The organism is Gordonia sp. (in: high G+C Gram-positive bacteria) (assembly GCF_049647785.1).
Lineage (GTDB): Bacteria > Actinomycetota > Actinomycetes > Mycobacteriales > Mycobacteriaceae > Gordonia.
This window is the reverse complement of the sequence record NZ_JBARYI010000014.1, coordinates 1-23,171: the sequence shown is the minus strand read 5'-3', so window position 1 is coordinate 23,171 and position 23,171 is coordinate 1. Positions and strand designations below refer to the sequence as shown.

The window sequence follows — 23,171 nt, the reverse complement described above, 5'->3', positions numbered from 1 at the left end:
TTAATCAACTTTGTTGGTGAAGCTGAGAATTTAAGCCCCAGTAAACGGCGGTGGTAACTATAACCATCCTAAGGTAGCGAAATTCCTTGTCGGGTAAGTTCCGACCTGCACGAATGGCGTAACGACTTCTCTGCTGTCTCAACCACAGGCTCGGCGAAATTGCAGTACGAGTAAAGATGCTCGTTACGCGCGGCAGGACGAAAAGACCCCGGGACCTTCACTATAGCTTGGTATTGGTGTTCGGTGCGGTTTGTGTAGGATAGGTGGGAGACTGTGAAGCTGGCACGCTAGTGTTGGTGGAGTCGTTGTTGAAATACCACTCTGATCGTATTGGGCTTCTAACCTCGGACCATGATCTGGTTCAGGGACAGTGCCTGGTGGGTAGTTTAACTGGGGCGGTTGCCTCCTAAAATGTAACGGAGGCGCCCAAAGGTTCCCTCAGCCTGGATGGCAATCAGGTGTTGAGTGTAAGTGCACAAGGGAGCTTGACTGTGAGACGTACATGTCGAGCAGGGACGAAAGTCGGGACTAGTGATCCGGCACCGGCAAGTGGAAGCGGTGTCGCTCAACGGATAAAAGGTACCCCGGGGATAACAGGCTGATCTTCCCCAAGAGTCCATATCGACGGGATGGTTTGGCACCTCGATGTCGGCTCGTCGCATCCTGGGGCTGGAGTAGGTCCCAAGGGTTGGGCTGTTCGCCCATTAAAGCGGCACGCGAGCTGGGTTTAGAACGTCGTGAGACAGTTCGGTCTCTATCCGCCGCGCGCGTCTAGAAACTTGAGGAAACCTGTCCCTAGTACGAGAGGACCGGGACGGACGAACCTCTGGTGTGCCAGTTGTTCCGCCAGGAGCACTGCTGGTTAGCTACGTTCGGAAGGGATAACCGCTGAAAGCATCTAAGCGGGAAGCCTGTTCCAAGATGAGGTTTCTCACCCACCTTCGGGTGGGGTAAGGCCCCCTACAGACTATGGGGTTGATAGGCCAGAACTGTAAGCACAGCAATGTGTTCAGGTGACTGGTACTAATCGGCCGAGGACTTACCAACAACACTCACCATTTTAAATGTGTGTGAGTCGAAAGTTGAAGACACACGTGATACGCGTATCCACTATGCACCTCTGAAACAACACACCAACCCGTGTGTAGACCGCGTGAGCGGTCAAAGCTGGGGTTGGTCGGACAGTTTCATAGAGTTACGGCGGCTATAGCGGTGGGGAAACGCCCGGTCCCATTCCGAACCCGGAAGCTAAGCCCACCTGCGCCGATGGTACTGCACTGTAATGGGTGTGGGAGAGTAGGTCACCGCCGAACACAATTTAAGCCAAGCCCCCGAACCAGCAATGGTTCGGGGGCTTGACTCATTTAGACACCCTCTTCTTCGGGTTCTCCGAGCGGCACCCACTGCACGGTTGCGGGCCAGCACAGGCTCACGGCGGATTAGCCAAAGGTGCAGGTCGACGAATAGATTGGATGGTTATGAGCAGCACTGGTGGTGGTCGCGATGCGGGTGGTCGTGATGCAGGCGGTCGAAACAACGGTCGTCGACGATCAGCGGGTAAGGACACCATGTCCGGGCCGGCGATTGCCGACAACGTTTCGGCCTCCGACTTAGACCCCGAAGTGAGACGGGATCTGCAAGCCCTCGATAAGGCAACCGCAGATCGAGTCGCACGGCACCTCGTTATGGCCTCAGACCTACTTGAGGACGATCCCGAACTGGCTCTCGAGCATGCCCGTGCTGCACGGGCACGAGCAGCACGGATCGGCGTCGTACGAGAAACCGCAGGCATCGTCGCCTATTCGGTCGGTGAGTGGCAGGAAGCCATCTCCGAATTGCGGGCCGCACTGCGGATGAACGGCAACGACGAATTGCTTCCGCTTATTGCAGATAGCGAACGCGGCCTCGGCCATTCGCTACGAGCCGTCGAAATCGCAGACAGTGAAGCCGGAAGGCGTCTCGTCGGCGATAGCGCCCTTGAAATGGCGATGGTGAAGGCCGGCGCATTGATCGACCTTGGGGCCCCCGAGACTGCCGTGAAGTCTCTCGCCACCCATGATCTCAACCCGGGCCGTACCGGGACTGAAGCGGCACGCCTGTTTTATGCCTATGCGTCTGCACTCGATGCAGCCGGACGCCGCAGCGAAGCCGTCACTTGGTTCCAGAATGCCGCGGCCGCCGATATCGATGACCAAACCGACGCCGAGTTCCGCCTGATGGAACTTCTCGAAGGCGCGGCAACCCTGGCAGTGAGCCAGAGCGACAGCAACACTGCCGGCAGTGACGCGACGGAAGAGCAAGCGCAGACACTCGGCGACATGTACGACGTGTTGCTGCTGGATCTGGACGGAACCCTCTATACCGGCACCGATGTAGTTCCCAATGCTCGCGAAGCTGTTGTTGATGCTGGCGACAATGTTCTCTACGTGACGAATAATGCCAGCCGTAGTCCCGCAGAAGTCCGGGAGAAGCTCACCAGCCTTGGATTTCCGGCGACCGCGCAGCAGGTAGTTACTAGCGCACAAGTAGGCGCCCAATTGGTGGCCGAAACCGTCGAACCGGGATCGAAAGTTCTTGTGGTCGGGTCGCAAGCGTTGCGCCAGGAGATTCGGGACGCCGGCCTTGAAGTTGTTGAGTCCGCAGATGATGATCCGGTGGCGGTAATTCAGGGGCACTCACCGGATACCGGATGGGCGCAACTATCGGAGGGGGCGCTCGCGATCCGTCGCGGTGCCACCTGGTTCGCGACCAACGTTGACACCACACTTCCGACAGAACGCGGACTCCTTGTCGGCAACGGTTCCATGGTGGCCGCTGTGGCATCTGCGACCGGGGCTGAGCCCATCGTCGCGGGCAAGCCCGCGGCGCCGATCATGCGTGGCGCACTGGCCCGGACCACCGGCCAACGCCCCCTGATGATTGGTGATCGCCTCGATACCGATATCGAGGGTGCCAATACCGTCGGTATCGACAGTCTCCTCGTGCTCAGTGGAGTCACCACCGGAGTCGAACTGCTGGCAGCCGTCGTCGAGCAGCGGCCCACCTACGTTGCGAAAGACATGTCGGCGCTTCGCGAACCGGCGGAGCAATCAATTATCGGTCCTCGGCGAGCGTGGAGTGTTGAGGTTAACCAGCAGCATGTTTCGGTTGGCTCGCGCGGGGACGGGACCGTCGCCGATCTCGCGGCTGCGCTGGCACACGGTGTGTGGACGGCCGATGTTGGCGGATTCGACCTTCGTATCGCGGCCGAAGACGACGCGTCGGAGAAGGCGCTGGTCGAACTCGGGCTTAATCCGTTGCGTTAGCCTGGAGCGGAGATGACTGAATTCAATCCGCAGGGCGTGAACGCCCAGCGACCCGGACCGTCGCCTGCAGCGCTCGCCTCGCAGGCCGCTGAACGGAACGCCGAGCCAGGTAACCCAGCCGAACATCCCGGACTGGCGGATGTGGCGATGCTGCTCGAAGAGGCGGCAATGGTTCGCGAAATGGCCGACGATACCGTCGACCTCGCCTCACTGGGGCGTCAGGCCGAGTTGCTGACCCAAGCGCACGACCAACTGGCAGCAGTCCTGGAAGACGCTGGCCGTGGCTAAGAATCGACAGCCGATTTCTACACGGGTCGAGGTGCGCTGATGGCGGCCCGAGCCCGCCTCGACGCCGAGCTGGTCCGACGGGGGCTGGCGCGCTCCCGGGAAGCAGCGCGCGAGCTGATCGAGGCAGGCAACGTCAAAGTCAACGGCACCCAAGCGAGTAAAGCCGCGACCAACGTCGCTCGAGACACCCCGATCGTGGTGGTCGAAGAAGTCGACACCGAGCATTGGGCCTCTCGGGGAGCGCACAAGCTCCTTGGGGCACTGGAAGCATTCGAACCGCTTGGCGTCACCGTCGATGGCAAGCGCTGCCTCGATGCCGGAGCGTCGACCGGCGGATTCACCGACGTCCTCCTGCGGCGCGGCGCACGGGAAGTCGAGGCGGTGGACGTCGGCTACGGACAGCTCGTCTGGAAGCTGCAAACCGACGAGCGCGTCCACGTGCACGACCGGACCAATGTGCGGAGCCTGACCCCCGACGACATTGGCGGACCGGTCGACTTGATTGTCGGTGATCTGTCATTTATTTCGCTGAAGCTGGTTCTCCCCGCGTTGGCGGCCTGCCTGCAGCCCGGCGGCGACGCCTTGCCAATGGTGAAGCCACAGTTTGAGGTCGGCAAAGATCGTGTGGGTTCCGGTGGTGTGGTTCGCGACCCGGCACTGCGTGCCGAGGCGGTCGAAGATGTAGCTGTTACCGCAGCGAGGCTGGGACTGCGTACCCGGGCCGTGGTCGCGAGTCCGTTGCCCGGGCCATCTGGGAATGTTGAGTTCTTCCTATGGCTGCACAAGCCGTTGGCCGACGATGAGGCCGGACAGCGGCCAGATACCGTTAATGCAAGTGAGGTCGATCCAAGCCAACGGTGGGCTGACGGAGAAGAAGGTCAGCGGATTCGAGCCATGATCGATCAAGCCGTCGCCGACGGACCGCAATAGAGAGGGGGACCGAAGATGCCAACACCCGACAATGTGGGGGAGCACCGCCGGACATTCCTCGTTGTTGCGCACACCGGCCGCGACGAGGTCACCAACACGCTCCTGACCATCGCCCGGCGCTGCGGGGAAGCGGGCATTGCCCTGCGGGTGGTAGACCACGACACCAGGCTGCCCGCACAGCCCTTTGTTCAGACGCATCCCGTCGACCCGCAGATGCTGCGGGAAGCGGGTGCTGAAGTAGAAGTGACACAAGCCGATTCGGCGTCTGCTCAAGGCTGCGAGTTGGTCCTCGTCCTCGGCGGCGACGGCACCTTCCTGCGTGCCGCTGAGCTTGCGTACCCGGCCGGCGTACCGATCATGGGCGTCAACCTGGGACACATTGGCTTCCTCGCAGAAGCCGAAGCCCACAGCATTGACGAAGTGCTCGACCGTCTCATCGGCGGCGAATACCGAGTTGTTGATCGTATGGTGCTCGACGTCGGCGTCGTGGACCCCGGTAGCGACGTGCCACGGTCGGTCGACTGGGCTCTCAACGAGGTTGTCGTCCAGAACTCGACGCATAACGGTGTCCTCGAATTGGTCATCGAAGTCGACGGCCGCCCGGTGGCCGCATTCGGTGCCGACGGGCTTCTGGTGTCGACACCCACCGGGTCGACGGCGTACGCGTTCTCCGCGGGAGGGCCGGTTATGTGGCCGGACCTCGAAGCGATCCTTGTGGTGCCGAGCAACGCGCATGCACTCTTCGCCCGCCCGATGGTGACCAGCCCGCGGTCGCGGGTGGCGGTCGAGGTCCATCGCGACGGGCGCGACGGAGTTGCCCTGTGCGACGGTCGTCGGATCCTTGACGTTCCGGCCGGATCACGCGTGGAGGTCGTTCGCGCTCAGCGTTCACTGCGCTGGGTGCGGATTAACTCCGAGCCATTCGCCGACCGTCTCGTCACCAAATTCTCGCTGCCGGTTACCGGTTGGCGTGGAAGGAGCTGAACTCTCAGGTGCTGGAAGAACTCTCCATCCGCAGTCTGGGCGTCCTCGAATCCGCATCGGCACAGTTTCATCCCGGTTTCACCGTCCTGACCGGTGAAACCGGAGCCGGTAAGACGATGATCGTGACGAGCCTGCGACTGCTGTCCGGGGCTCGAGCCGATGCCGGTCGTGTCCGCACGGGCGATGCCAAAGCTATCGTTGAGGGCCGGTTTCGGCTTCCGGCGGATCGCGGTGATGTCGCAGCCATGCTCGACGACGCCGGTGCCGAACTCGATGACGACGACACTGTCATCGCGGCGCGCACCGTCAACGCTGATGGTCGTTCGCGGGCACACCTGGGTGGTCGATCGGTACCTGTCGGGACGCTTGCCCAGTTGACCGGGGAACTACTCGCCATCCACGGACAGAACGACCAGTTGCGATTGATTCGTCCCGATCAGCAGCGCGGTGCCCTGGACCGCTATTCCGGTTCGGCCGCGACGACTGTCCTGAAGAAGTACCGGGCCGCGCGCACCGAGTGGGTGGAGATTCTTGACGAACTCGATCGCCGCCGTGCAAATTCTCGCGAACTGGCGCAGGAGGCGGACCGTCTGCGGTTCGGCATTGACGAAATTGCCGCGGTAGCACCGGAACCAGGCGAAGACTCGGATCTCGTCACCACCATTCGACGGATGACCGACTTGGAAGAGATCCGAGACACCGCCGTGCGGGCGCAGGGGATTGTGGCCGGTTCCGACGGATCGTCGGTGATTGACGGCCTCGGCACTGTGCGTTCATTGCTGGAATCGGCGTCCGATGACGCACTCCGCGAGTTGTATCCCCGCGTGGCAGAAGCGTTGACCGTCGTGGCCGACCTCGGACAGGAACTCACCGCCTACCTCGGTGGTCTTCCCGAAGATGCGGGCGATCTTGACGCTCTGCTGAATCGCCAGGCAGCGCTTAAGGCGCTCACGCGAAAGTATGCCGCGGATGTCGACGGTGTTCTCGCCTGGCGTGATGAGGCAGAACGGCGGCTGGCACAGATCGACGATCCAGAAGGGTCCATCGACGAACTCGAGCGCAACGCCGAGCACGCGCGCGCAAAGGTCACCGAGCTGGCGGGCAAACTGCATTCACAGCGCGTCAAGTCGGCAAAGAGTCTGGCGAGTAAGGTCTCTGCCGAACTCACCGGCCTGGCAATGGGTGGCTCGGAGCTATCTGTGTCGGTGTCGCTACTGTCGGCAGAAGATGATCGGCTGGCAATAGAAATCGACGGGCAACGCGCACACGCGGGTGGCGACGGCGCCGATCGTGTTGAGTTCGGACTGGTTTCACACAAGGGTGCTGCACCGTTGCCGATCGCGAAGTCGGCGTCCGGCGGCGAACTCTCACGCGTGATGCTGGCATTGGAAGTGGTTCTCGCGGAACCTGATTCGGGTGGCGTCATGGTGTTCGACGAGGTTGACGCAGGCGTTGGCGGGGCGGCGGCCGTTCAAATTGGTGCACGCCTGGCGCGACTGGCTCGGCGACACCAGGTGATCGTTGTGACGCACCTGCCTCAGGTAGCGGCGTTCGCCGACACTCACTTGGTCATTGGCAAATCCGGCGGGGGCAAACAGGGCAAGCAGCGCTCGACACTCACCAGCCTGGAGCGTGACGAGCGAATCGCTGAACTGGCGCGCATGCTGGCCGGACTCGGCGATTCGGAGACCGGGCGGGCACACGCCGAAGAACTGCTGGCGACAGCCGAACAGGCACGTTCGGCTAGCTAGCGGGTCGCTGTCGCACCCGCTTCCCCCATCAACCGCTTGTTTCCAATGTGGCGAAAGTTGACATTGGTACGGCGCGCCTCCGTGTTACTTCTGTGACTCGAGGTCACTATGGGACGCATGAGGATGCCAGCGTTGCTCTCCCGTAACACCGAAGCTCTCCCCGGAATCACCGGGATTGCCCGAATCGACAAAGACGTGAAACGGTTGGTCAGTCGCGTCGATCACGGTGCCATCGTGATCCTCGATCAAATCGACCTCGACCGGGTCACCGCAGACGCGCTCGTCGAAGCCGAGGTCGCCGCGGTCATCAACGTTTCGCAGTCGATCACCGGTCGCTACCCGAACCTCGGTCCCGAGGTGCTCGTCGCGTCGAACATTGTGCTCATCGACAATGTGGGACCCGAAGTGTTCTCGCGGGTCAAAGACGGCACCCGCGTCCGCTTGAACGAAGGAAAGCTATACATCGGTGAGCGGGTTGTCGCCCGCGGTCAAGAGTTGACCGAGCGAGACATCGCCGACCTGATGCTCGACGCCAAGAGTGGTTTGGTCGACCATCTCGAAGCGTTCTCCGGCAACACCATCGAGTTCATTCGCAGCGAATCACCGCTACTGATCGACGGCGTCGGCGTTCCCAAGGTTAACGTCAACCTCGACAAGCGTCACGTGGTGATTGTGGCCGAAGGATCCGATCGTGCGATGGATCTGAAGGCACTCAAACCGTTCATCAAGGAGTACCAGCCGGTCATGATCGGTGTGGGGGCTGGCGCCGACACCATCGTGAAAGCCGGATACCGGCCGTCGATCATCGTCGGCGACCCGGACTCGATGAAAGTGGAAACGCTCAAGTGCGGTGCCGAGGTGGTCCTGCCCGCCGATCCGGACGGTCACGCCCCCGGCCTCGAACGTATTCAGGACCTCGGTATCGGAGCCACGACGTTCCCGGCTGCGGGCTCGGCGGGCGACCTTGCGTTGCTGCTCGCCGACTATCACGACGCCGCACTGATCGTGACCGCCGGATTCAGCGGATCGCTGAACGACTTCTTCGACCGTGAACTGCGAGACCAGATCCCGTCGCGTTTCCTGACCCGCCTCAAGGTGGGACCCAAACTTGTTGACGCCAAGGCTGTTGCCACGCTGTACCGCAGTCGGGTCAGTGGCACCTTGATCGCCATGTTGATGATCGCCGCGCTCGTCGCGATCATCGCGACCGTCGTCATCACGCAGGGCGGCGGCGCGGCGGCCAGCGATTGGATCGTGGATCAGTGGAATGCGTTGGCAGACTGGGTTTCCAGCGTTTGGACTACTAAATGATTGGACTCCGGAGCCGTAAATGATCTCCATGCGACAGCACGCAATATCGTTGATCGCGGTGTTTGTGGCCCTGACCCTGGGACTTTTCCTGGGGTCGGGGTTCATTGGTGACCGGGTCAATTCGCTGACCGGCACCGACCGCGACAAGATTGGCAAGCTGCAAGACCAGAACGAGGTTTTGAACACCGAAGTCGGCAACGACAACGCGTTCATCAAGGCTATTGGACCGCAGTTGACGAAGAACATGCTCGACAAGCGCAGCGTGCTTGTCGTGACCGCACCCGATGCCGCCGACGGTGACGTTGAAGAGCTCAAGGGACTGATTAACGACGCTGGCGGCACCGTTTCCGGGCAGATGGCTCTGACGACGACGCTGGTGCGCGATGAGCAGGCTTCCAAGCTGCGGACCGTTGTCGACCAGTCGATACCGGCGGGTGCCCAGTTGCGCGTTGAATACACCGACTCCGGTTCACGAATTGGCGACCTCCTCGGCGTAGCGCTGCTGTCGCGGGCCGGGCAGAAGCCAGCCTCCGACGCCGACCGGTCGACGGTGCTGCAGACGCTGCGCCAGGGAGGATTCCTGGAGTTTGCGGAGGGATCGATCAAGCCCGCCGATCTCGTCTTGGTAGTGACCGGCGGTGCGCTTCCCGCCGACTCCGGGGCGCAGGGCCAACTCGTTGGTCGCCTTGCCGCTGCGATGGCCTCACGCGGCCAAGGTGGGGCGCTCGTCGGCCGTAACGGTTCGGCAGATGGCGGTTCGGGTATCAGCGTCGTCCGATCGGATCCGTCGCTGAACAATGCCGTCAGTACCGTCGACAACATCAACCAGGAGACCGGACAGCTCACCACCGTCATGGCGTTGAGCGATGAAACACAGGGACGAACGGGTGCCTACGGTACCGGCACCGGGGCGACCGCCATCACAGTCGGGGCTGCGCCAGCGAAGTAATCGGTGCGAAACCCCAGGACGACGCGCGAGTTCACGGTCACAACACACCGAATGACTGTGGTGTTCGCTGCTCATGGCCGCAATCGGGTCAACTGCTGTTAGGCTGAAGTCCCGTAGGTATTAACGATTCGCACTTCAGGCTTGAGTCGCCCGACGGGAGAAAAATTGCGATCACTGCGTGGCAAGCGCGCCGGAGCTAAGCACATCTTTGTGACCGGTGGTGTCGCTTCGTCATTAGGAAAAGGTCTGACGGCTTCGAGCCTGGGACAACTCCTCACCGCACGGGGGATGCGGGTGACGATGCAGAAGGTCGACCCCTATCTCAACGTCGACCCAGGCACGATGAACCCTTTCCAGCACGGGGAAGTTTTTGTCACCGAAGACGGTGCCGAGACCGACCTCGATGTTGGCCACTACGAACGTTTCCTGGACCGGAACCTTTCTGGCTCGGCCAATGTCACCACCGGACAGGTCTACTCGACTGTCATCGCGAAGGAACGTCGCGGCGAGTACCTCGGCGACACCGTCCAGGTGATCCCGCATATCACCGACGAACTGAAGTCGCGAATGATCGCGATGCACAATCCTGACGCCGACGGCGAAACACCGGATGTCGTGATTACCGAAATCGGTGGCACGGTCGGTGACATTGAATCGCAGCCGTTCTTGGAGGCCGCGCGCCAGATCCGCCACGACTTGGGCCGCGAAAATGTCTTCTTTCTGCACGTTTCGCTGGTTCCGTACCTGGCACCGTCCGGTGAGCTCAAGACCAAGCCCACCCAGCATTCAGTTGCCGCTCTGCGCAGCATTGGTATTCAGCCCGATGCGCTGATTCTGCGGTGTGACCGCCCGGTGCCGGAAGCCTTGAAGAAGAAGATCGCGCTGATGTGCGACGTTGATATTGACGGCTGCATCTCGACGCCCGACGCGCCGTCGATCTACGACATTCCGAAGGTCCTGCACTCCGAGCAACTGGACGCCTACGTGGTGCGTCAGTTGGGTCTGCCGTTCCGCGACGTTGACTGGACTGTGTGGGGCGACCTCCTCGACCGTGTCCACTCGCCGCGAGAGACAGTACGAATTGCCTTGGTCGGCAAGTACATTGACCTGCCCGACGCATACCTGTCGGTGACCGAAGCGATTCGTGCCGGCGGTTTCGCGCACCGGACGCGCACCGAAATCTCCTGGGTTCCATCGGACGACTGCGAAACTCCCGAGGGTGCACAGGCGGCCCTGCGCGACGTCGACGGTGTCCTGGTGCCCGGTGGCTTCGGTATCCGCGGTATTGAAGGCAAGCTGGGTGCCATCACCTACGCGCGCGAACACGGGATCCCGCTTCTTGGGCTGTGCCTCGGTTTGCAGTGCGTGGTGATCGAAGCAGCACGCCAGGCCGGACTCGCCGACGCCAGTTCCACCGAGTTCGACCCTGACACCCCGTCACCGGTCATCGCGACGATGGTCGATCAGAAGGCTGCGGTCGCGGGCGACGCCGATCTCGGCGGCACCATGCGACTCGGTGCCTACCCGGCAACACTGCTGGCGGGTTCACAGGTTGCTCGCTCGTACGGGACCACCGAAGTGAGCGAACGTCACCGTCACCGGTTCGAGGTCAACAACGACTACCGCGACACCATCGCCAAAGCCGGCCTCGTTATCTCGGGGACGTCACCGGACGGGAACCTCGTCGAATTCGTCGAGTACCCGAAGGAAGTTCATCCGTTCCTTGTCGCCACCCAGGCGCATCCGGAACTGAAGAGCCGCCCGACGCGTCCGCACCCGCTGTTCAAGTCGTTCATCGAAGCCGCGCTCAAGTACAAGACAGCGGTTCGGCTGCCAGTGGAACTCGACGGTTACGACCCCACCGACGTTGAGGGCGACGTCGTCGCCGATGCAACCAGCGTCAAGTAGTCGGATCAACTCGGCATGACGGAAGCAGGTACGCACGAGTTCACGACAACGTCGTCACGAACGGAGTACTCCGGTGCAATCCTGGCACTTCGCGTCGACGACGTGACCATGCCGGGCGGGCGATCGGCGAAGCGGGAAGTCGTCGAACACCACGGCGCAGTCGCCGTCGTCGCACGTGACGGCGACGGTCGTATCGCGATGGTCCGTCAGTATCGGCATCCGGTGGGGCGACGTCTGTTGGAGTTGCCCGCCGGATTGCTCGATGGCGGACCCGATGAGGACCCATTGACGGCTGCCCAGCGGGAACTGGCGGAGGAGGCTGACCTGGCTGCCACGCGCTGGCGACTCCTGGTGGATCTCGTGGTGTCGCCGGGATTCACGGATGAAGCCTTGCGGGTGTACCTCGCCGAAGACCTGACCGAGTTGGCGGCCGCCGACCGGGAGCACGAGGAAGCCGACCTGGTTCTGGAGTGGGTTCCGCTCTCCGAGGCCGTCCGACTCGCTCTCTCTGGCGAGATTGTTAACGCCACTGCGGTTGCCGGAATTCTGGCAACGGCGGCAGCGGATGCGGCCAGCATCGACCTCCGCGCGACAACGGCACCCTGGCTCGATGAGCCGACCGCTTTTGCGGCACGCAAGTAAGCGAAGAAGGCGATGGCGGAACTTTCTACATCGGCTGAGGTAAGTTCCGCGATCGCGCTCTACCTTGATCACCTGACCGTCGAACGTGGTTCGGCCGTCAACACGGTGGTGTCGTACCGGCGTGACCTTGACCGGTATCGAGAGTTTCTGGCCGGGCGCGGTATCACCGATATGCGTCGGGTCGATGAGGAGACCGTCCGTGAGTTTTTGGTCGCGCTCAGGCGCGGTGACCCGGAACGCCAGGTGCCAGGGCTCGCCGACTCGTCCGTTGCTCGCACCTTGGTGGCGGCGCGCGGCTTTCATAAGTTCTGCGCGGCGGAGGGACTCACCGTCACCGACGTTGCCCGCACAGTTCGGCCGCCGAAACCCGCTCGACGACTTCCCAAATCGCTACCCGTCGACGATGTGCTCGCGATTCTGGAAGCCGCCGGGATCGGCGACGGGCCGCGAAGTCTCCGGGATCGCGCGCTCGTGGAACTGCTGTATAGCTGCGGTGCTCGTATCTCAGAGGTCACTTCGCTCGACATCGATGACCTCGACCTGGAACATCGAGCCGTTATTCTGCGCGGCAAAGGCGGCAAGGAACGAATCGTCCCCGTCGGCGGACCCGCAATCGATGCGGTGGATGCCTACCTTGTTCGCGGACGGCCCGCGTTAATCAAGAAGTCGACGCCCGCACTGTTCTTGAATATTCGCGGTGGACGCCTCTCACGCCAGAGTGCTTGGCAGGTATTGGTTGATGCCGCGGCACGAGCCGGGATTGACAAAGAAGTCTCGCCGCACACGATGCGCCACAGTTTCGCGACCCACTTGCTCGACGGCGGTGCCGATGTCCGCGTTGTTCAGGAACTGCTCGGGCATTCGTCCGTGACCACGACACAGGTCTACACCCTGGTGACGGTCAATACGATGCGTGAGGTCTACGCGACTGCGCACCCGCGGGCCAGGTAGCAGTGAACGCGCAAACTACCGGGACCGGGCCACCAATTCCTTCGTCGCTGGCAAGACCGTCGTACCGATTTCTTCAATCTCGGCGGCATCGTCGGTGGCAAAGATGAAGCCGCTGATGCCGTAGTTTTGCGTCAGTTCGGCAAGGTCGGTCGCCCACGATTCCGGCGGACCGGTCAAGAAGCCGGTACGGGAACTAGCAAAAGTGCCCGACAGGTTCAGGTAGCGGCGAATCGACGCCGGGTCACGCCCGGCCCCGCGGGCCGCGCCGTCAATAATGGCATTCAATCCAGGCAGCGCTTGCGCTCCGCCTTTCACGTTCCCCAATGACGGCAGCCACCCGTCACATTTGCGGCCGATTAAATCGAGCATGCGTGGACCCAGTGCGCCGAGGGCGATACTGATCGGGTGCGCCGGTGCCGGGCCGCGTTTTGCGCCGTCGATGGGGTAGAAGTCGCCGGGAAGAAAGACGCCGCCGCGTTCGGAGGTGTCCCACAGTGCGCGCATCACGTCCACCGCTTCCTCAACCGCGCGACGGGCTTCGCCGGGTGTTCGGCGCGGCCCGCCCATCGCGACGAGCGCGTCGACGAAACCGCCTGCCCCCAATGCGATCTCGCATCGACCGCCAGAAAGTAGGTCGAGGCTGGCGGCCGCGCGCGCCAAAACTGCCGGAGGTCTCAAGGGAAGGTTGAGGACATTCCCAGACAGTTTCACACGTTCGGTTCGGGCCGCGATGTAGCTGAGCAGGGTCCACGTGTCGAGGAACCTCGGCTGGTAGGGATGGTCCTGGATGGTCACCGAGTCGAAGCCCGCATCTTCGGCGGTTAAGGCCAGGTCGACGGCCTGTTGAGGGGCTGCCGAGGAGGGGGTGAGGAACACTCCAAATTGTAGATCGAGCCCATAATCAGTCATCGGAAATCCCCTCAATTTGCCACGCGATTTGTCTGCAAGTCTACGGACGAATCGGACCCGTGGCGGGCCCTGCGGAGCGCCTCGACGATCCGTTGACCGGAACACACTAGGATCATTGGAGATATGAAATTCAGGGGCACGACCGGGGAGGAGCATCAATCAGGTGAGTGCATCCCATCCTGGTAGGAAGCCGGAGCAGGGCGAACTCGATGTGAATGCTGAAAAGCTCGGGCCCACTGGTCGGCCCTACCGCGACATCCCCGAACCCCAGCGGATCGACAAGCACGGTCCCGCCGTCATCATCGCCATGTGCAACCAAAAAGGCGGCGTCGGCAAGACTACTTCGACGATCAATCTCGGTGCGGCCCTTGCCGAATACGGTCGGCGTGTCCTTCTTGTCGACCTTGACCCGCAGGGCGCGCTTTCGGCGGGCCTCGGCGTTCCGCACCATGATCTCGACAAAACTGTTCATAACTTGCTCGTCCCGCCGTATGCGTCAACTGACGACGTACTGATGCGGACGCGTGTCGACGGCTTGGACCTGCTGCCGTCGAACATCGACTTGTCTGCCGCCGAGATCCAACTGGTCACCGAGGTTGGCCGCGAGCAGGCATTGGCGCGGGCGCTGCACCCTGTCGCCGACCGCTACGACTACATCCTCATCGACTGCCAGCCATCCCTCGGCCTGCTGACCGTCAACGCACTGGCATGCGCGGACAATGTGATCATTCCGATGGAGTGCGAGTACTTCAGCCTGCGAGGCCTCGCACTGCTCACCGACACCATCGACAAAGTGCATGACCGTCTCAACATGAAACTTGAGCTTGGCGGCATCCTGGTCACGATGTTCGACCAACGCACCCTGCACTCGCGGGAAGTGATGGCGCGTGTCGTCGAGGTCTTCGGTGACGCCGTCTACGACACGGTGATCAACCGGACGGTCAGATTCCCGGAAACCTCCGTTGCTGGGGAACCAATCACCTCGTGGGCACCGAAATCGTCCGGCGCCATTGCCTATCGGAACTTGGCACGAGAGGTGATCGCCGGCAACGAGTCCGGCGAGTGAGCCAGCCGTCAGGCGAAATGGCGACCGACGTCGTGGCGGCTGTGACCTCCGAAGCCGAGACCGTCGACGTACCGTCCGGCAAGTTCAAGGTCGAGTTAGCGAACTTTTCCGGTCCGTTCGATCTGCTCCTCAACCTGATCAGTCAGCGGCGACTTGACGTCACCGAGGTGGCACTGCATGTCGTGACCGATGATTTCATCGCCTATACGAAAGCGTTGGGTCCCGAGTCCGACCTTGAACAGACGACTGAGTTCCTGGTTATCGCGGCCACTCTGCTCGATTTGAAGGCCGCGAGGCTCCTGCCTTCGGGGGAGGTGGAAGACCCGGAAGATCTCGCTCTGCTCGAGGCCCGCGACCTGCTATTCGCGCGCTTGCTCCAGTACCGTGCATACAAGCAGGTGGCTGTGCTGTTTGGTGAGTTGGAAGCTGCCGCGCTGCAGCGGTACCCGCGTGCGACGTCGTTGGAGGACCGCTTCGCCGATCTGCTTCCCGAAGTGGAGCTCGGAGTGACTCCGCAAAGGTTCGCCGAAATCGCCGCTGCCGCCTTCATTCCGAAGGTACAGCCGACGGTCGGACTCGATCACCTGCACGGATCGAGCGTGTCGGTTCCCGAACAGGCGCTACGCCTGACGGAACTGTTGACTGCGGAGCCAGGGCAGTGGCTGACCTTTTCCCAACTGGTTGCCGAGTGTGAGAGTGGTCTCGAAGTGGTCGCCCGATTCTTGGGCTTACTCGAGTTGTACCGGGAGCGGGCCATCGTCTTCGACCAGCCCGAAGCGCTCGGGGAACTAAAAGTCAGTTGGACCGGCGACCGCGACAGCGCCGAGATCGACATCGAAAAGTCGGAGGACTACGGATGACAGACGATGCTGCACTGGGAGAGGACTCCCCAGTCGAGGTTGGCGACATCGAATCGGGCCCGGCCGAGGCGAGCGAGATCGAATCGAATGAACTCGAACCCGATGAGCTCGATCACCTCGACGATGACGAACTTAAGGCCGCCCTCGAAGCGGTGCTGCTCGTCGTCGATACTCCCGCGACCGTCGAAGAACTGGCCTCGGCCATCGAGGAAAAGCCCGCACGCATCCGAAAGATGTTGCGGCAGATGAGTGCTCAGCTCACTGAGGCAAGGAGCGGGATTGATCTCCGCTTTGCCGGTGACGGCTGGCGGTTCTACACCCGCAACGACTATGCACCGTACGTCGAGAAACTTTTGCTCGACGGCACGCGCAGCAAACTCACCCGCGCGGCCCTTGAGACGCTGGCAGTGGTGGCCTATCGCCAACCGGTCACGAGGGCGCGAGTCAGCGCTATCCGCGGGGTCAATGTGGACGGCGTGGTGCGAACACTCCTAGCTCGCGGACTGATCAGCGAAGCCGGGACCGACGAGAACACGACCGGCACCCTCTACGTGACGACCGAACTGTTCCTGGAGCGGTTGGGACTGGCGTCGCTGAGTGAACTGCCCGACATTGCGCCGCTCCTACCCGGTGTCGACTCCATCGACGACATCGGAGACGAGGTCCTCGACGATCCTCGATTCGCCAAACTGGGGAATAACCAGGCAGAATCGAGTGTTGACGTTTCGGCGCAGGCATTGGCAGAAGCCGATGAGGCATAGTTCGCCAATCTCGACCTGCACCAAAATTTCGATCCACGTAAATCAATACAGCTGAAGGACTCTTCATGGCATCCGCTAGCCGAGACGGCACACCGGGACGACGACGAGAGGGCGGAAACCCGCGCTCGTCGGACAGTAATAACGCACGGGGCAAAGCCTCGGGCAAGGGCGCCGCAAGCCGCGGCGCCGCAGGAAAAAAGGGCGCATTCGCTGGCAAACGTGGCAAGCCGGGTGCGCCAGGCCAGCATCCGTCGTCGCGCAAGCCGCACCGTAAGGGCAGCTCGCACGTCGACGTCGAATCCGGCAAGATCCGCCTGAACAATTCCAAACCCGCTCGCAATCAGATCGCCAACGGTGAGGGCGAAGGCGCCACATATGTCGCCGATGGCATGCGCCTCCAGAAGGTACTGGCCGCTGCTGGCGTTGCCTCGCGCCGTGGCGCCGAAGAGCTCATCGCCGCCGGTCGCGTTGAAGTTGACGGCGAAATCGTGCTCGAACAGGGCCTGCGCATCAACCCCGACACCGCCATCATCAAGGTCGACGGTGCCCGCGTGGTCATCGATGAAACCAAGCAGTATCTCGCACTGAACAAGCCGAAGGGCCTGCACTCGACCATGAGTGATGAGCAACTTCGCCCGTCGGTCGGTGACCTTGTTGCCGAACGAGTGATGGCCGGCCAGCGACTCTTTCACGTCGGGCGTCTAGACGCTGACACCGAAGGTCTGCTGCTGCTGACCAACGACGGCGAATTGGCGCATCGGCTGATGCACCCATCGTTCGAGGTTCCCAAGACGTACTTGGCGACCGTTCGTGGCGAGGTTCACCGCGGTCTCGGTCGGGTCTTGCGCGAGGGCGTCGAACTCGACGACGGTCCCGTGCGCATTGACAAGTTCGCACTGCTGGAGGTCCACCAGGGGGAGTCGCTGGTGCGACTGACGCTGCATGAAGGCCGCAAGCGCGTGGTGCGTCGACTGCTCGCCGAGGTTGGTTTCCCGGTGATTCGCCTGGTCCGTACCGACATTGGTCCGGTGGCGCTCGGCAAGCAGCGTCCCGGCAGCATTCGCGTGCTCGACAACCGGGAGATCGGTGCCCTGTACAAGGCGGTGGGGATGTGAGTGCTGCGGCAACCCCTACCGGCGACACGGTTCAGGTAGTCGCGATCGACGGTCCCGCAGGCACAGGTAAATCGACGGTGTCGGCTAGCCTCGCCGAGCGAATCGGTGCCCACATGCTGGACACCGGTGCGATGTACCGGGCCGCGACCCTCGCCGTGTTGCGCGCCGGTGTCGACCCCGCGAGCGACGACGTCCGTGACGTTGTCGACGCAGCAGATATTCGGCTGGCCGTCGGCGACGGTGACACGCAGGTCTTCCTCAACGGCGAAGACGTGTCCGACGAGATCCGCACCAACGATGTCACCGCGGCAGTTTCGGCCGTCTCGGCACATGCGTACGTGCGTACCAAGCTCGTCGAACTGCAGCGGCGTCACGCCGACGACCAGTTTCTGGTCGTGGAAGGGCGCGATATCGGCACCGTCGTTTTTCCGAATGCCGCACTGAAGGTGTTCTTGACGGCAACGCCCGAGGCACGTGCCGAACGACGTCACCGTCAGAACGTGGCAGCTGGCCGCGAAAGCATCCTCGCTGAGGTTCTCGAGGCCGTGAACCTCCGCGACCACCTTGACTCGACGCGCGCAGTATCTCCACTGCGTGCGGCAGACGACGCTGTCGTCGTCGACACCAGCGAAATGACCCTGGAGCAAGTTATTGACCGGCTCACCGAGCTGGTCACCGAGCGAATCGGAGTCCGCCCGTGACCGACGACTTCTCAACCGAATTTGAATACGCAGACCCCAACCTCTCCGGCGACGGAACGTGGGCGGAGGAGGGGGACTGGGACCTGTCCGAGTTCCTCACCGACGAGGACACCGCTGCCGGTGCCGCGCTGCCGGTGCTGGCCATTGTGGGACGACCCAACGTCGGGAAGTCCACGCTGGTGAACCGTATTTTGGGTCGCCGCGAGGCGGTCGTTGAGGACGTTCCCGGCGTCACGCGCGACCGCGTGTCGTACAAGGCCGAATGGACCGGACGCCAGTTCATGGTTACCGACACCGGTGGCTGGGAACCGGACGCCAAGGGAATGGGCCTCGCAATCGCCACGCAGGCCGAACACGCAATGCGGACGGCCGACGCGATCGCGCTCATCGTCGATGCGACTGTGGGAGCCACCGCGACCGATGAGGCCGTGGCGCGCATGCTCCGACGGTCGAAGACGCCGGTCCTGCTTGTCGCCAACAAGGTCGACTCCGAGCGCATGGAATCCGAGGCGGCATCGCTGTGGTCGTTGGGTCTGGGGGAGCCGCACACCATCTCGGCTGCCCATGGTCGAGGGACCGGTGACTTGCTCGACAAGATCCTCGAGGTGCTGCCGGAGTCGCCTCGCGAGCGTTTCGCCGCTGGTGGGCCGCGGCGCGTCGCGCTGGTCGGCAAGCCGAACGTCGGCAAGAGTTCGCTCCTCAACAAACTGGCTGGCGAAGAGCGTTCCGTCGTCGACAATGTCGCAGGCACCACCGTCGACCCCGTTGACGAGGTCATCGAATTGGGTGGTCGCCCTTGGCAGTTCGTCGATACGGCGGGCCTGCGCCGCAAGGTCCGCAATGCCACCGGTCACGAGTACTACGCATCGCTGCGTACACGCGCTGCTTTGGACTCTGCGGAGGTCGCGCTGCTCCTAATTGATGCTGGGCAGCCGATCACCGAGCAGGACCTGCGGGTGTTGTCGATGATTATCGACAGCGGCCGGGCGCTCGTCGTGGTGTTCAACAAGTGGGACCTCGTCGACGAAGACCGGCGCCACGAACTCGACAACGAGATCGATCGGGAATTGGCGCGTGTGCCGTGGGCACGCCGAGTCAATATTTCGGCGATGACCGGTCGGAGCGTGCAAAAGCTGGTCCCGGCGCTCGAAGGGGCGTTGGAATCGTGGGACAAGCGTGTGTCGACGGGACAACTGAACAACTGGCTCAAGGAAATCATCGCGGCGACGCCTCCGCCGGTTCGCGGTGGTCGTCAGCCGAAGGTGATGTTTGCGACGCAGGCGGCAACTCGTCCGCCAACGTTTGTGCTGTTCACGACCGGCTTCCTGGAAGCGGGTTACCGTCGATTCGTCGAACGCAAACTGCGTGAACGCTTCGGCTTCGATGGTTCGCCGGTGCGTATCAACGTACGCGTGCGCGATCGGCGCGATCGCAAGCAATAGTCGTGGGAGCCGGGCAGTCGCCCGGTGGATCGATGATCAGCATGCTGTGAAATACTTCCGGCATGCTGATCATCGGAATCATTCTCTGGGGCATGCTCATTGGCGCTGCCGCCCAGCTGATCCTTGGTACCGGCCGTAAGGGCCTCAATTGGGGTATGGCCCTTGGTGCCGGCCTTGTTGGCTCGTTCGTCGGTGGACTGTTGATCAGTCTCATCGCGGGCGACGGCCTCGAGTTCCGTCCCAGCGGAATCATTGGCTCACTCGTTGGAGCGCTCTTGGTTTCCGGAATCTGGATCTACGTTGACCGCAAGCAGGTCGAAAACTAGTCTTACGCAGGCGATTCGCCGTCTGTGCGTCGCGTGAGTTAAAGTAAATTCGCTCCGCACAGCGGTGCAACGGGCTGTGGCGCAGCTTGGTAGCGCACTTGACTGGGGGTCAAGTGGTCGCAGGTTCAAATCCTGTCAGCCCGACCAAAAACCACACGAAAAACGCCTCTCCGAGAAATCGGAGAGGCGTTTTTCGTTGTCTCACTCTAGCGTCGACGAGAATTGTCAGACCCTCGCGATAGTGTTCACACAGACAAACGAACACACAGTGGGCTAGTTCACTACAGCTACTTCACTAACGCCGCGAGGAGGTGAACTCGATGGACCTGACCCAGGCAATTGCCGAGGTGAAGGATCCGGCCGAGCTCGCCTCGCTGGCAAGCGCGGTCGCCGCCCAGCTCGCCGGGGCGGTGTTCGCTGCTTCCACCGAGGGGCAGCTCTTGGAGGCCGCGGAGGTCCTTGAGCGGGCCAACCGTCGCTTTGACGGCGCGAACTCGGCGTTGCTGGCCGAGATTTCCGACCGTGGTGCCTACCGCAAGGCCGGGTTCCTCTCGGTCCATGCGTTCCTCGCCGGGGGCTTGCGCCTGGGTGATGGGGAGGCTCGGCGGCGTCGGATTGCTACCGAGGGCATTGCCCGTTTGTCGAACCTGCAGGGTGAAACTCTTGCGCCGGTGTTCCCGGCGACAGCTGAGGCGGTCGCTGACGGCGCGATCGGTGCCGACCATGTGGTGGAGATTGATGCGGTGATGCGGAAAATCCCGGCCGCGGTCGACGGGGCTACTCGGGCCGGGGCGGAGGCCCAGTTGGCCGAGGTCGCCCGGGATCTCACCCCGGCCGGGGTGCGGGCCGCCGGTTTCCGGTTGTTGGCCCATTTGGACCCCGAGGGGGCGCTCACCGACGAGCGGGACCGCCAACGCCTGCGCGGTTTTGGCCTCGGTGGTCAGGATCAGCGCCTGATGAGCAAGGTCCGGGGCTATCTCACCCCGCAGCTGCGGGCCCGACTCGAAGTCACGCTCGAGTCGTGGGCCAAGCCCGGGATGAACAACCCCGCCGACCCGGCCTCCCCACGCGGGGCGGCTGAGGCCGCTGATCCGGCTACCCTCGCCGCGGCGGCCGAACGCGATGACCGTTCGATCGGCCAGCGCCAGCACGACGCCCTCCTGGCGCTGCTGGAGGCTGAGCAAGCCCTGCGGCCCGGGGTCGGGCGGGCGCTCTCCAGCGAGTTAGTCATCACGGTGACCGACCGGGAGTTGGCCGAACAGGCCGGAGTCGCCCTGACCGCCACCGGCACGCGGGTTCCGGTCGGGGAACTGGTCGAACTTGCTGCCGATGCGACCCCGCATTTGGCGGTGTTCTCCCATGCGACGGGTCAGCCGTTGTATTTGGGGCGTGGGTCGCGGTTGGCGAACAAGCCGCAGCGGCTGATGCTGTTTGCCCGCGACCGCGGCTGCACCGCCCACCACTGCAATGCCCCGTTCGCTCGGACCGAGGCCCACCATTTCCCGGATTGGGCCGACGGTGGCCCCACCGATGTGGACCATCTCGGTGCCGCGTGCGGACGCCACAACCGCTCGGTCGGCAAGAACGTCGGCGAGTGGGAAACCCAACTCGTTATTGATGGCCCCGCCCGGGGCCGGGTCGCCTGGCGGCCCCGCACCCCCGGCAGGCGCGCCGCGTGGCGGGTCAACCAAACCCACCACGCCGAGTTGCTGCCCATTCAGGGCCCGCACGCCCCTCCGGAGCCGGAGGATTCCCGCATCGAGGCCCACCTCGAACACTTGCTAGGGGCTTAACCACCCGACCAGTCAGAAAATACCGCTGGTCGGGGGTTCAGTCATGCCCTGAGCGGTCACATGACAAGAAGACTGCGCTACCGACGGGAGCCTACTGGCAGGAATGCTGGAGAAAGCCGTATAGGCCTGCGCGGTAGCCACGAACGTAGCTGCGGTCACTTGTCGGGTCCAGTGCTTGATCCAGGGTCATCGACGCGAAGTTGCGCGCCCACGGGTGCGGCAGCCTATCGAGATCGGCGATGGAGTCCTCGAAACCTTGCTGAAAGACATCTGGGTCCAGATCTGCGTCCCGTTCCGGGTCACGCAGCGGAAACGATGTCGGAAGACACGTCACTGTCCCGTGCTCGGTGACAATATCGAGGGGAGGCAAGTCGGTGTGATGCGCGGTCATAGATTCGACTTCCTCTCGGCGAGACTCCGATAAAGAGTGGCGCGGCTGACGCCCAACTCTGCGGCAATCTGCGGAACAGAATGCCCTGTGGCACGCATACGCTCAGCGATGGAGACTTTTGCGTCATCGAGTGCGCGCGGGCGACCCGCGGTCGCAGCGTGCGGTGGTCTCGTTGATGACAGTCGAGTGGCGCTCCGGGCCTCTTCGTCGAGTTCGGCCAACGATGCCAGCACACCGACAATCATCGAACCCGCCGGATCGTCGGTATCGACACCTTCGCGCAGTGACCGGAGGCCAATTCGCCGTCGAGTCAATTCGCGGGCACTCGCTAACACCTCCGGTGCGGTCCGCCCAAGCCTGTCAATCCCTACGACGACGGCGGTGTCACCGGGGCGCGCATAGGCGAGGAGGGCGGCCCATCCCGGGCGTGCGGCCGTGAGTGGGCCGCCGGTCTTATCGCTGTAGATCCGGGATGGATCCACGCCAGCATCAGCGAGGGCGTCAATCTGAGCGTCAAGGCCATGTGGTTCGCGACCTATCCGCGCATAGCCAAGTCGGTAGGCAGCGCCTGCTCGCGCGTCCGAAGTCATGCACGCAATCTATCGCAAAATAGGAGACTTCGATTATGCGACACGCTCATTTATGAGAATCGCTTGCGGGTTGTGCGAGCGCTAACTGTTATGGATTCGCATGAGTGTCTCGAAAAAATCTCAGAAAGATTTGAGACAGTCGCAAAATTGGATCATCGTGGTTCTGTCGCACGACACCGACCAAAGCAAGCGGCCGCC

The 23,171-nt window shown here is 62.6% G+C and carries 21 protein-coding genes, 1 tRNA gene and 2 rRNA genes; 21 read left to right on the top strand and 3 right to left on the bottom strand.

Features of this window, described 5'->3' with window-relative positions; translation table 11 throughout:
• The 12 genes from WBA38_RS01400 to xerD all read left to right on the top strand — a co-directional run.
• Positions 1-1,047 (top strand): 23S ribosomal RNA (locus tag WBA38_RS01400); the annotation flags it as partial.
• A 149-nt stretch (positions 1,048-1,196) separates the two neighbouring features.
• A 5S ribosomal RNA gene (rrf, locus tag WBA38_RS01395) occupies positions 1,197-1,313 on the top strand.
• Between the two features lie 165 nt (positions 1,314-1,478).
• Positions 1,479-3,305, top strand: coding sequence for an HAD-IIA family hydrolase (locus WBA38_RS01390; RefSeq protein WP_424321865.1), 1,827 nt, complete (start codon positions 1,479-1,481; stop codon positions 3,303-3,305).
• Between the two features lie 12 nt (positions 3,306-3,317).
• Positions 3,318-3,593, top strand: coding sequence for a hypothetical protein (locus tag WBA38_RS01385; RefSeq protein WP_424321864.1), 276 nt, complete (start codon positions 3,318-3,320; stop codon positions 3,591-3,593).
• A 39-nt stretch (positions 3,594-3,632) separates the two neighbouring features.
• On the top strand, positions 3,633-4,523 hold the full coding sequence (locus WBA38_RS01380; RefSeq protein WP_424293202.1) for a TlyA family RNA methyltransferase: 891 nt from the start codon (positions 3,633-3,635) through the stop codon (positions 4,521-4,523).
• 15 nt (positions 4,524-4,538) lie between these two features.
• On the top strand, positions 4,539-5,507 hold the full coding sequence (locus tag WBA38_RS01375) for an NAD kinase (RefSeq protein WP_424293203.1): 969 nt from the start codon (positions 4,539-4,541) through the stop codon (positions 5,505-5,507).
• Between the two features lie 8 nt (positions 5,508-5,515).
• Positions 5,516-7,258: a DNA repair protein RecN gene (gene recN, locus WBA38_RS01370; protein ID WP_424293204.1), complete on the top strand. Its 1,743-nt coding sequence runs from the start codon at positions 5,516-5,518 to the stop codon at positions 7,256-7,258.
• Between the two features lie 123 nt (positions 7,259-7,381).
• Positions 7,382-8,569 (top strand): putative cytokinetic ring protein SteA, encoded by a 1,188-nt coding sequence (gene steA / locus WBA38_RS01365; protein WP_424293212.1) that lies wholly within the window; start codon positions 7,382-7,384, stop codon positions 8,567-8,569.
• 19 nt (positions 8,570-8,588) lie between these two features.
• Positions 8,589-9,518, top strand: coding sequence for a copper transporter (locus WBA38_RS01360; RefSeq protein WP_424293205.1), 930 nt, complete (start codon positions 8,589-8,591; stop codon positions 9,516-9,518).
• Positions 9,519-9,683: 165 nt separating this feature from the next.
• Positions 9,684-11,426 (top strand): CTP synthase, encoded by a 1,743-nt coding sequence (locus WBA38_RS01355; protein WP_424293206.1) that lies wholly within the window; start codon positions 9,684-9,686, stop codon positions 11,424-11,426.
• A gap of 15 nt (positions 11,427-11,441) precedes the next feature.
• On the top strand, positions 11,442-12,068 hold the full coding sequence (locus tag WBA38_RS01350) for an NUDIX domain-containing protein (protein ID WP_424321863.1): 627 nt from the start codon (positions 11,442-11,444) through the stop codon (positions 12,066-12,068).
• 12 nt (positions 12,069-12,080) lie between these two features.
• Positions 12,081-13,019 (top strand): site-specific tyrosine recombinase XerD, encoded by a 939-nt coding sequence (xerD, locus tag WBA38_RS01345; RefSeq protein ID WP_424293208.1) that lies wholly within the window; start codon positions 12,081-12,083, stop codon positions 13,017-13,019.
• Positions 13,020-13,034: 15 nt separating this feature from the next.
• Here xerD and WBA38_RS01340 read toward each other — a convergent pair whose 3' ends face one another.
• Positions 13,035-13,928: an LLM class flavin-dependent oxidoreductase gene (locus WBA38_RS01340; protein ID WP_424293209.1), complete on the bottom strand. Its 894-nt coding sequence runs from the start codon at positions 13,926-13,928 to the stop codon at positions 13,035-13,037.
• Positions 13,929-14,091: 163 nt separating this feature from the next.
• Here WBA38_RS01340 and WBA38_RS01335 point away from each other — a divergent pair, with 163 nt between their 5' ends.
• The 9 genes from WBA38_RS01335 to WBA38_RS01295 all read left to right on the top strand — a co-directional run bounded on the left by WBA38_RS01335 (position 14,092) and on the right by WBA38_RS01295 (position 21,992).
• On the top strand, positions 14,092-14,994 hold the full coding sequence (locus WBA38_RS01335; protein WP_424293210.1) for a ParA family protein: 903 nt from the start codon (positions 14,092-14,094) through the stop codon (positions 14,992-14,994).
• 17 nt (positions 14,995-15,011) lie between these two features.
• A complete protein-coding gene (locus WBA38_RS01330) occupies positions 15,012-15,854 on the top strand; it encodes a segregation and condensation protein A (RefSeq protein WP_424293213.1) in 843 nt (280 codons plus the stop codon).
• Positions 15,851-16,615, top strand: a complete 765-nt coding sequence (gene scpB, locus WBA38_RS01325) for an SMC-Scp complex subunit ScpB (RefSeq protein ID WP_424293211.1) — start codon at positions 15,851-15,853, stop codon at positions 16,613-16,615. The genes WBA38_RS01330 and scpB overlap by 4 nt, the downstream gene beginning before the upstream one ends.
• A gap of 65 nt (positions 16,616-16,680) precedes the next feature.
• Complete coding sequence (locus tag WBA38_RS01320; RefSeq protein WP_424321862.1) at positions 16,681-17,730, top strand: pseudouridine synthase; 1,050 nt, start codon at positions 16,681-16,683, stop codon at positions 17,728-17,730.
• The gene (cmk, locus tag WBA38_RS01315; protein ID WP_424295962.1) at positions 17,727-18,431 is read left to right on the top strand and encodes a (d)CMP kinase; all 705 of its coding nucleotides are present in this window, start codon (positions 17,727-17,729) and stop codon (positions 18,429-18,431) included. The genes WBA38_RS01320 and cmk overlap by 4 nt, the downstream gene beginning before the upstream one ends.
• The gene (gene der, locus WBA38_RS01310; RefSeq protein WP_424295963.1) at positions 18,428-19,873 is read left to right on the top strand and encodes a ribosome biogenesis GTPase Der; all 1,446 of its coding nucleotides are present in this window, start codon (positions 18,428-18,430) and stop codon (positions 19,871-19,873) included. Before cmk ends, der begins: the two co-directional genes overlap by 4 nt.
• A gap of 62 nt (positions 19,874-19,935) precedes the next feature.
• Positions 19,936-20,199, top strand: a complete 264-nt coding sequence (locus tag WBA38_RS01305) for a hypothetical protein (RefSeq protein ID WP_424295965.1) — start codon at positions 19,936-19,938, stop codon at positions 20,197-20,199.
• A 70-nt stretch (positions 20,200-20,269) separates the two neighbouring features.
• A tRNA-Pro gene (locus WBA38_RS01300) sits at positions 20,270-20,346 on the top strand.
• Positions 20,347-20,519: 173 nt separating this feature from the next.
• A complete protein-coding gene (locus tag WBA38_RS01295; protein WP_424321861.1) occupies positions 20,520-21,992 on the top strand; it encodes a DUF222 domain-containing protein in 1,473 nt (490 codons plus the stop codon).
• A gap of 91 nt (positions 21,993-22,083) precedes the next feature.
• Here the strand turns inward: WBA38_RS01295 and WBA38_RS01290 are convergent, their stop codons facing one another.
• Together WBA38_RS01290 and WBA38_RS01285 are read right to left on the bottom strand one after the other, a co-directional pair.
• The gene (locus WBA38_RS01290) at positions 22,084-22,383 is read right to left on the bottom strand and encodes a hypothetical protein (protein ID WP_424321860.1); all 300 of its coding nucleotides are present in this window, start codon (positions 22,381-22,383) and stop codon (positions 22,084-22,086) included.
• Complete coding sequence (locus tag WBA38_RS01285) at positions 22,380-22,973, bottom strand: recombinase family protein (protein ID WP_424321859.1); 594 nt, start codon at positions 22,971-22,973, stop codon at positions 22,380-22,382. Before WBA38_RS01285 ends, WBA38_RS01290 begins: the two co-directional genes overlap by 4 nt.
• Between the last annotated feature and the right edge of the window lie 198 nt (positions 22,974-23,171).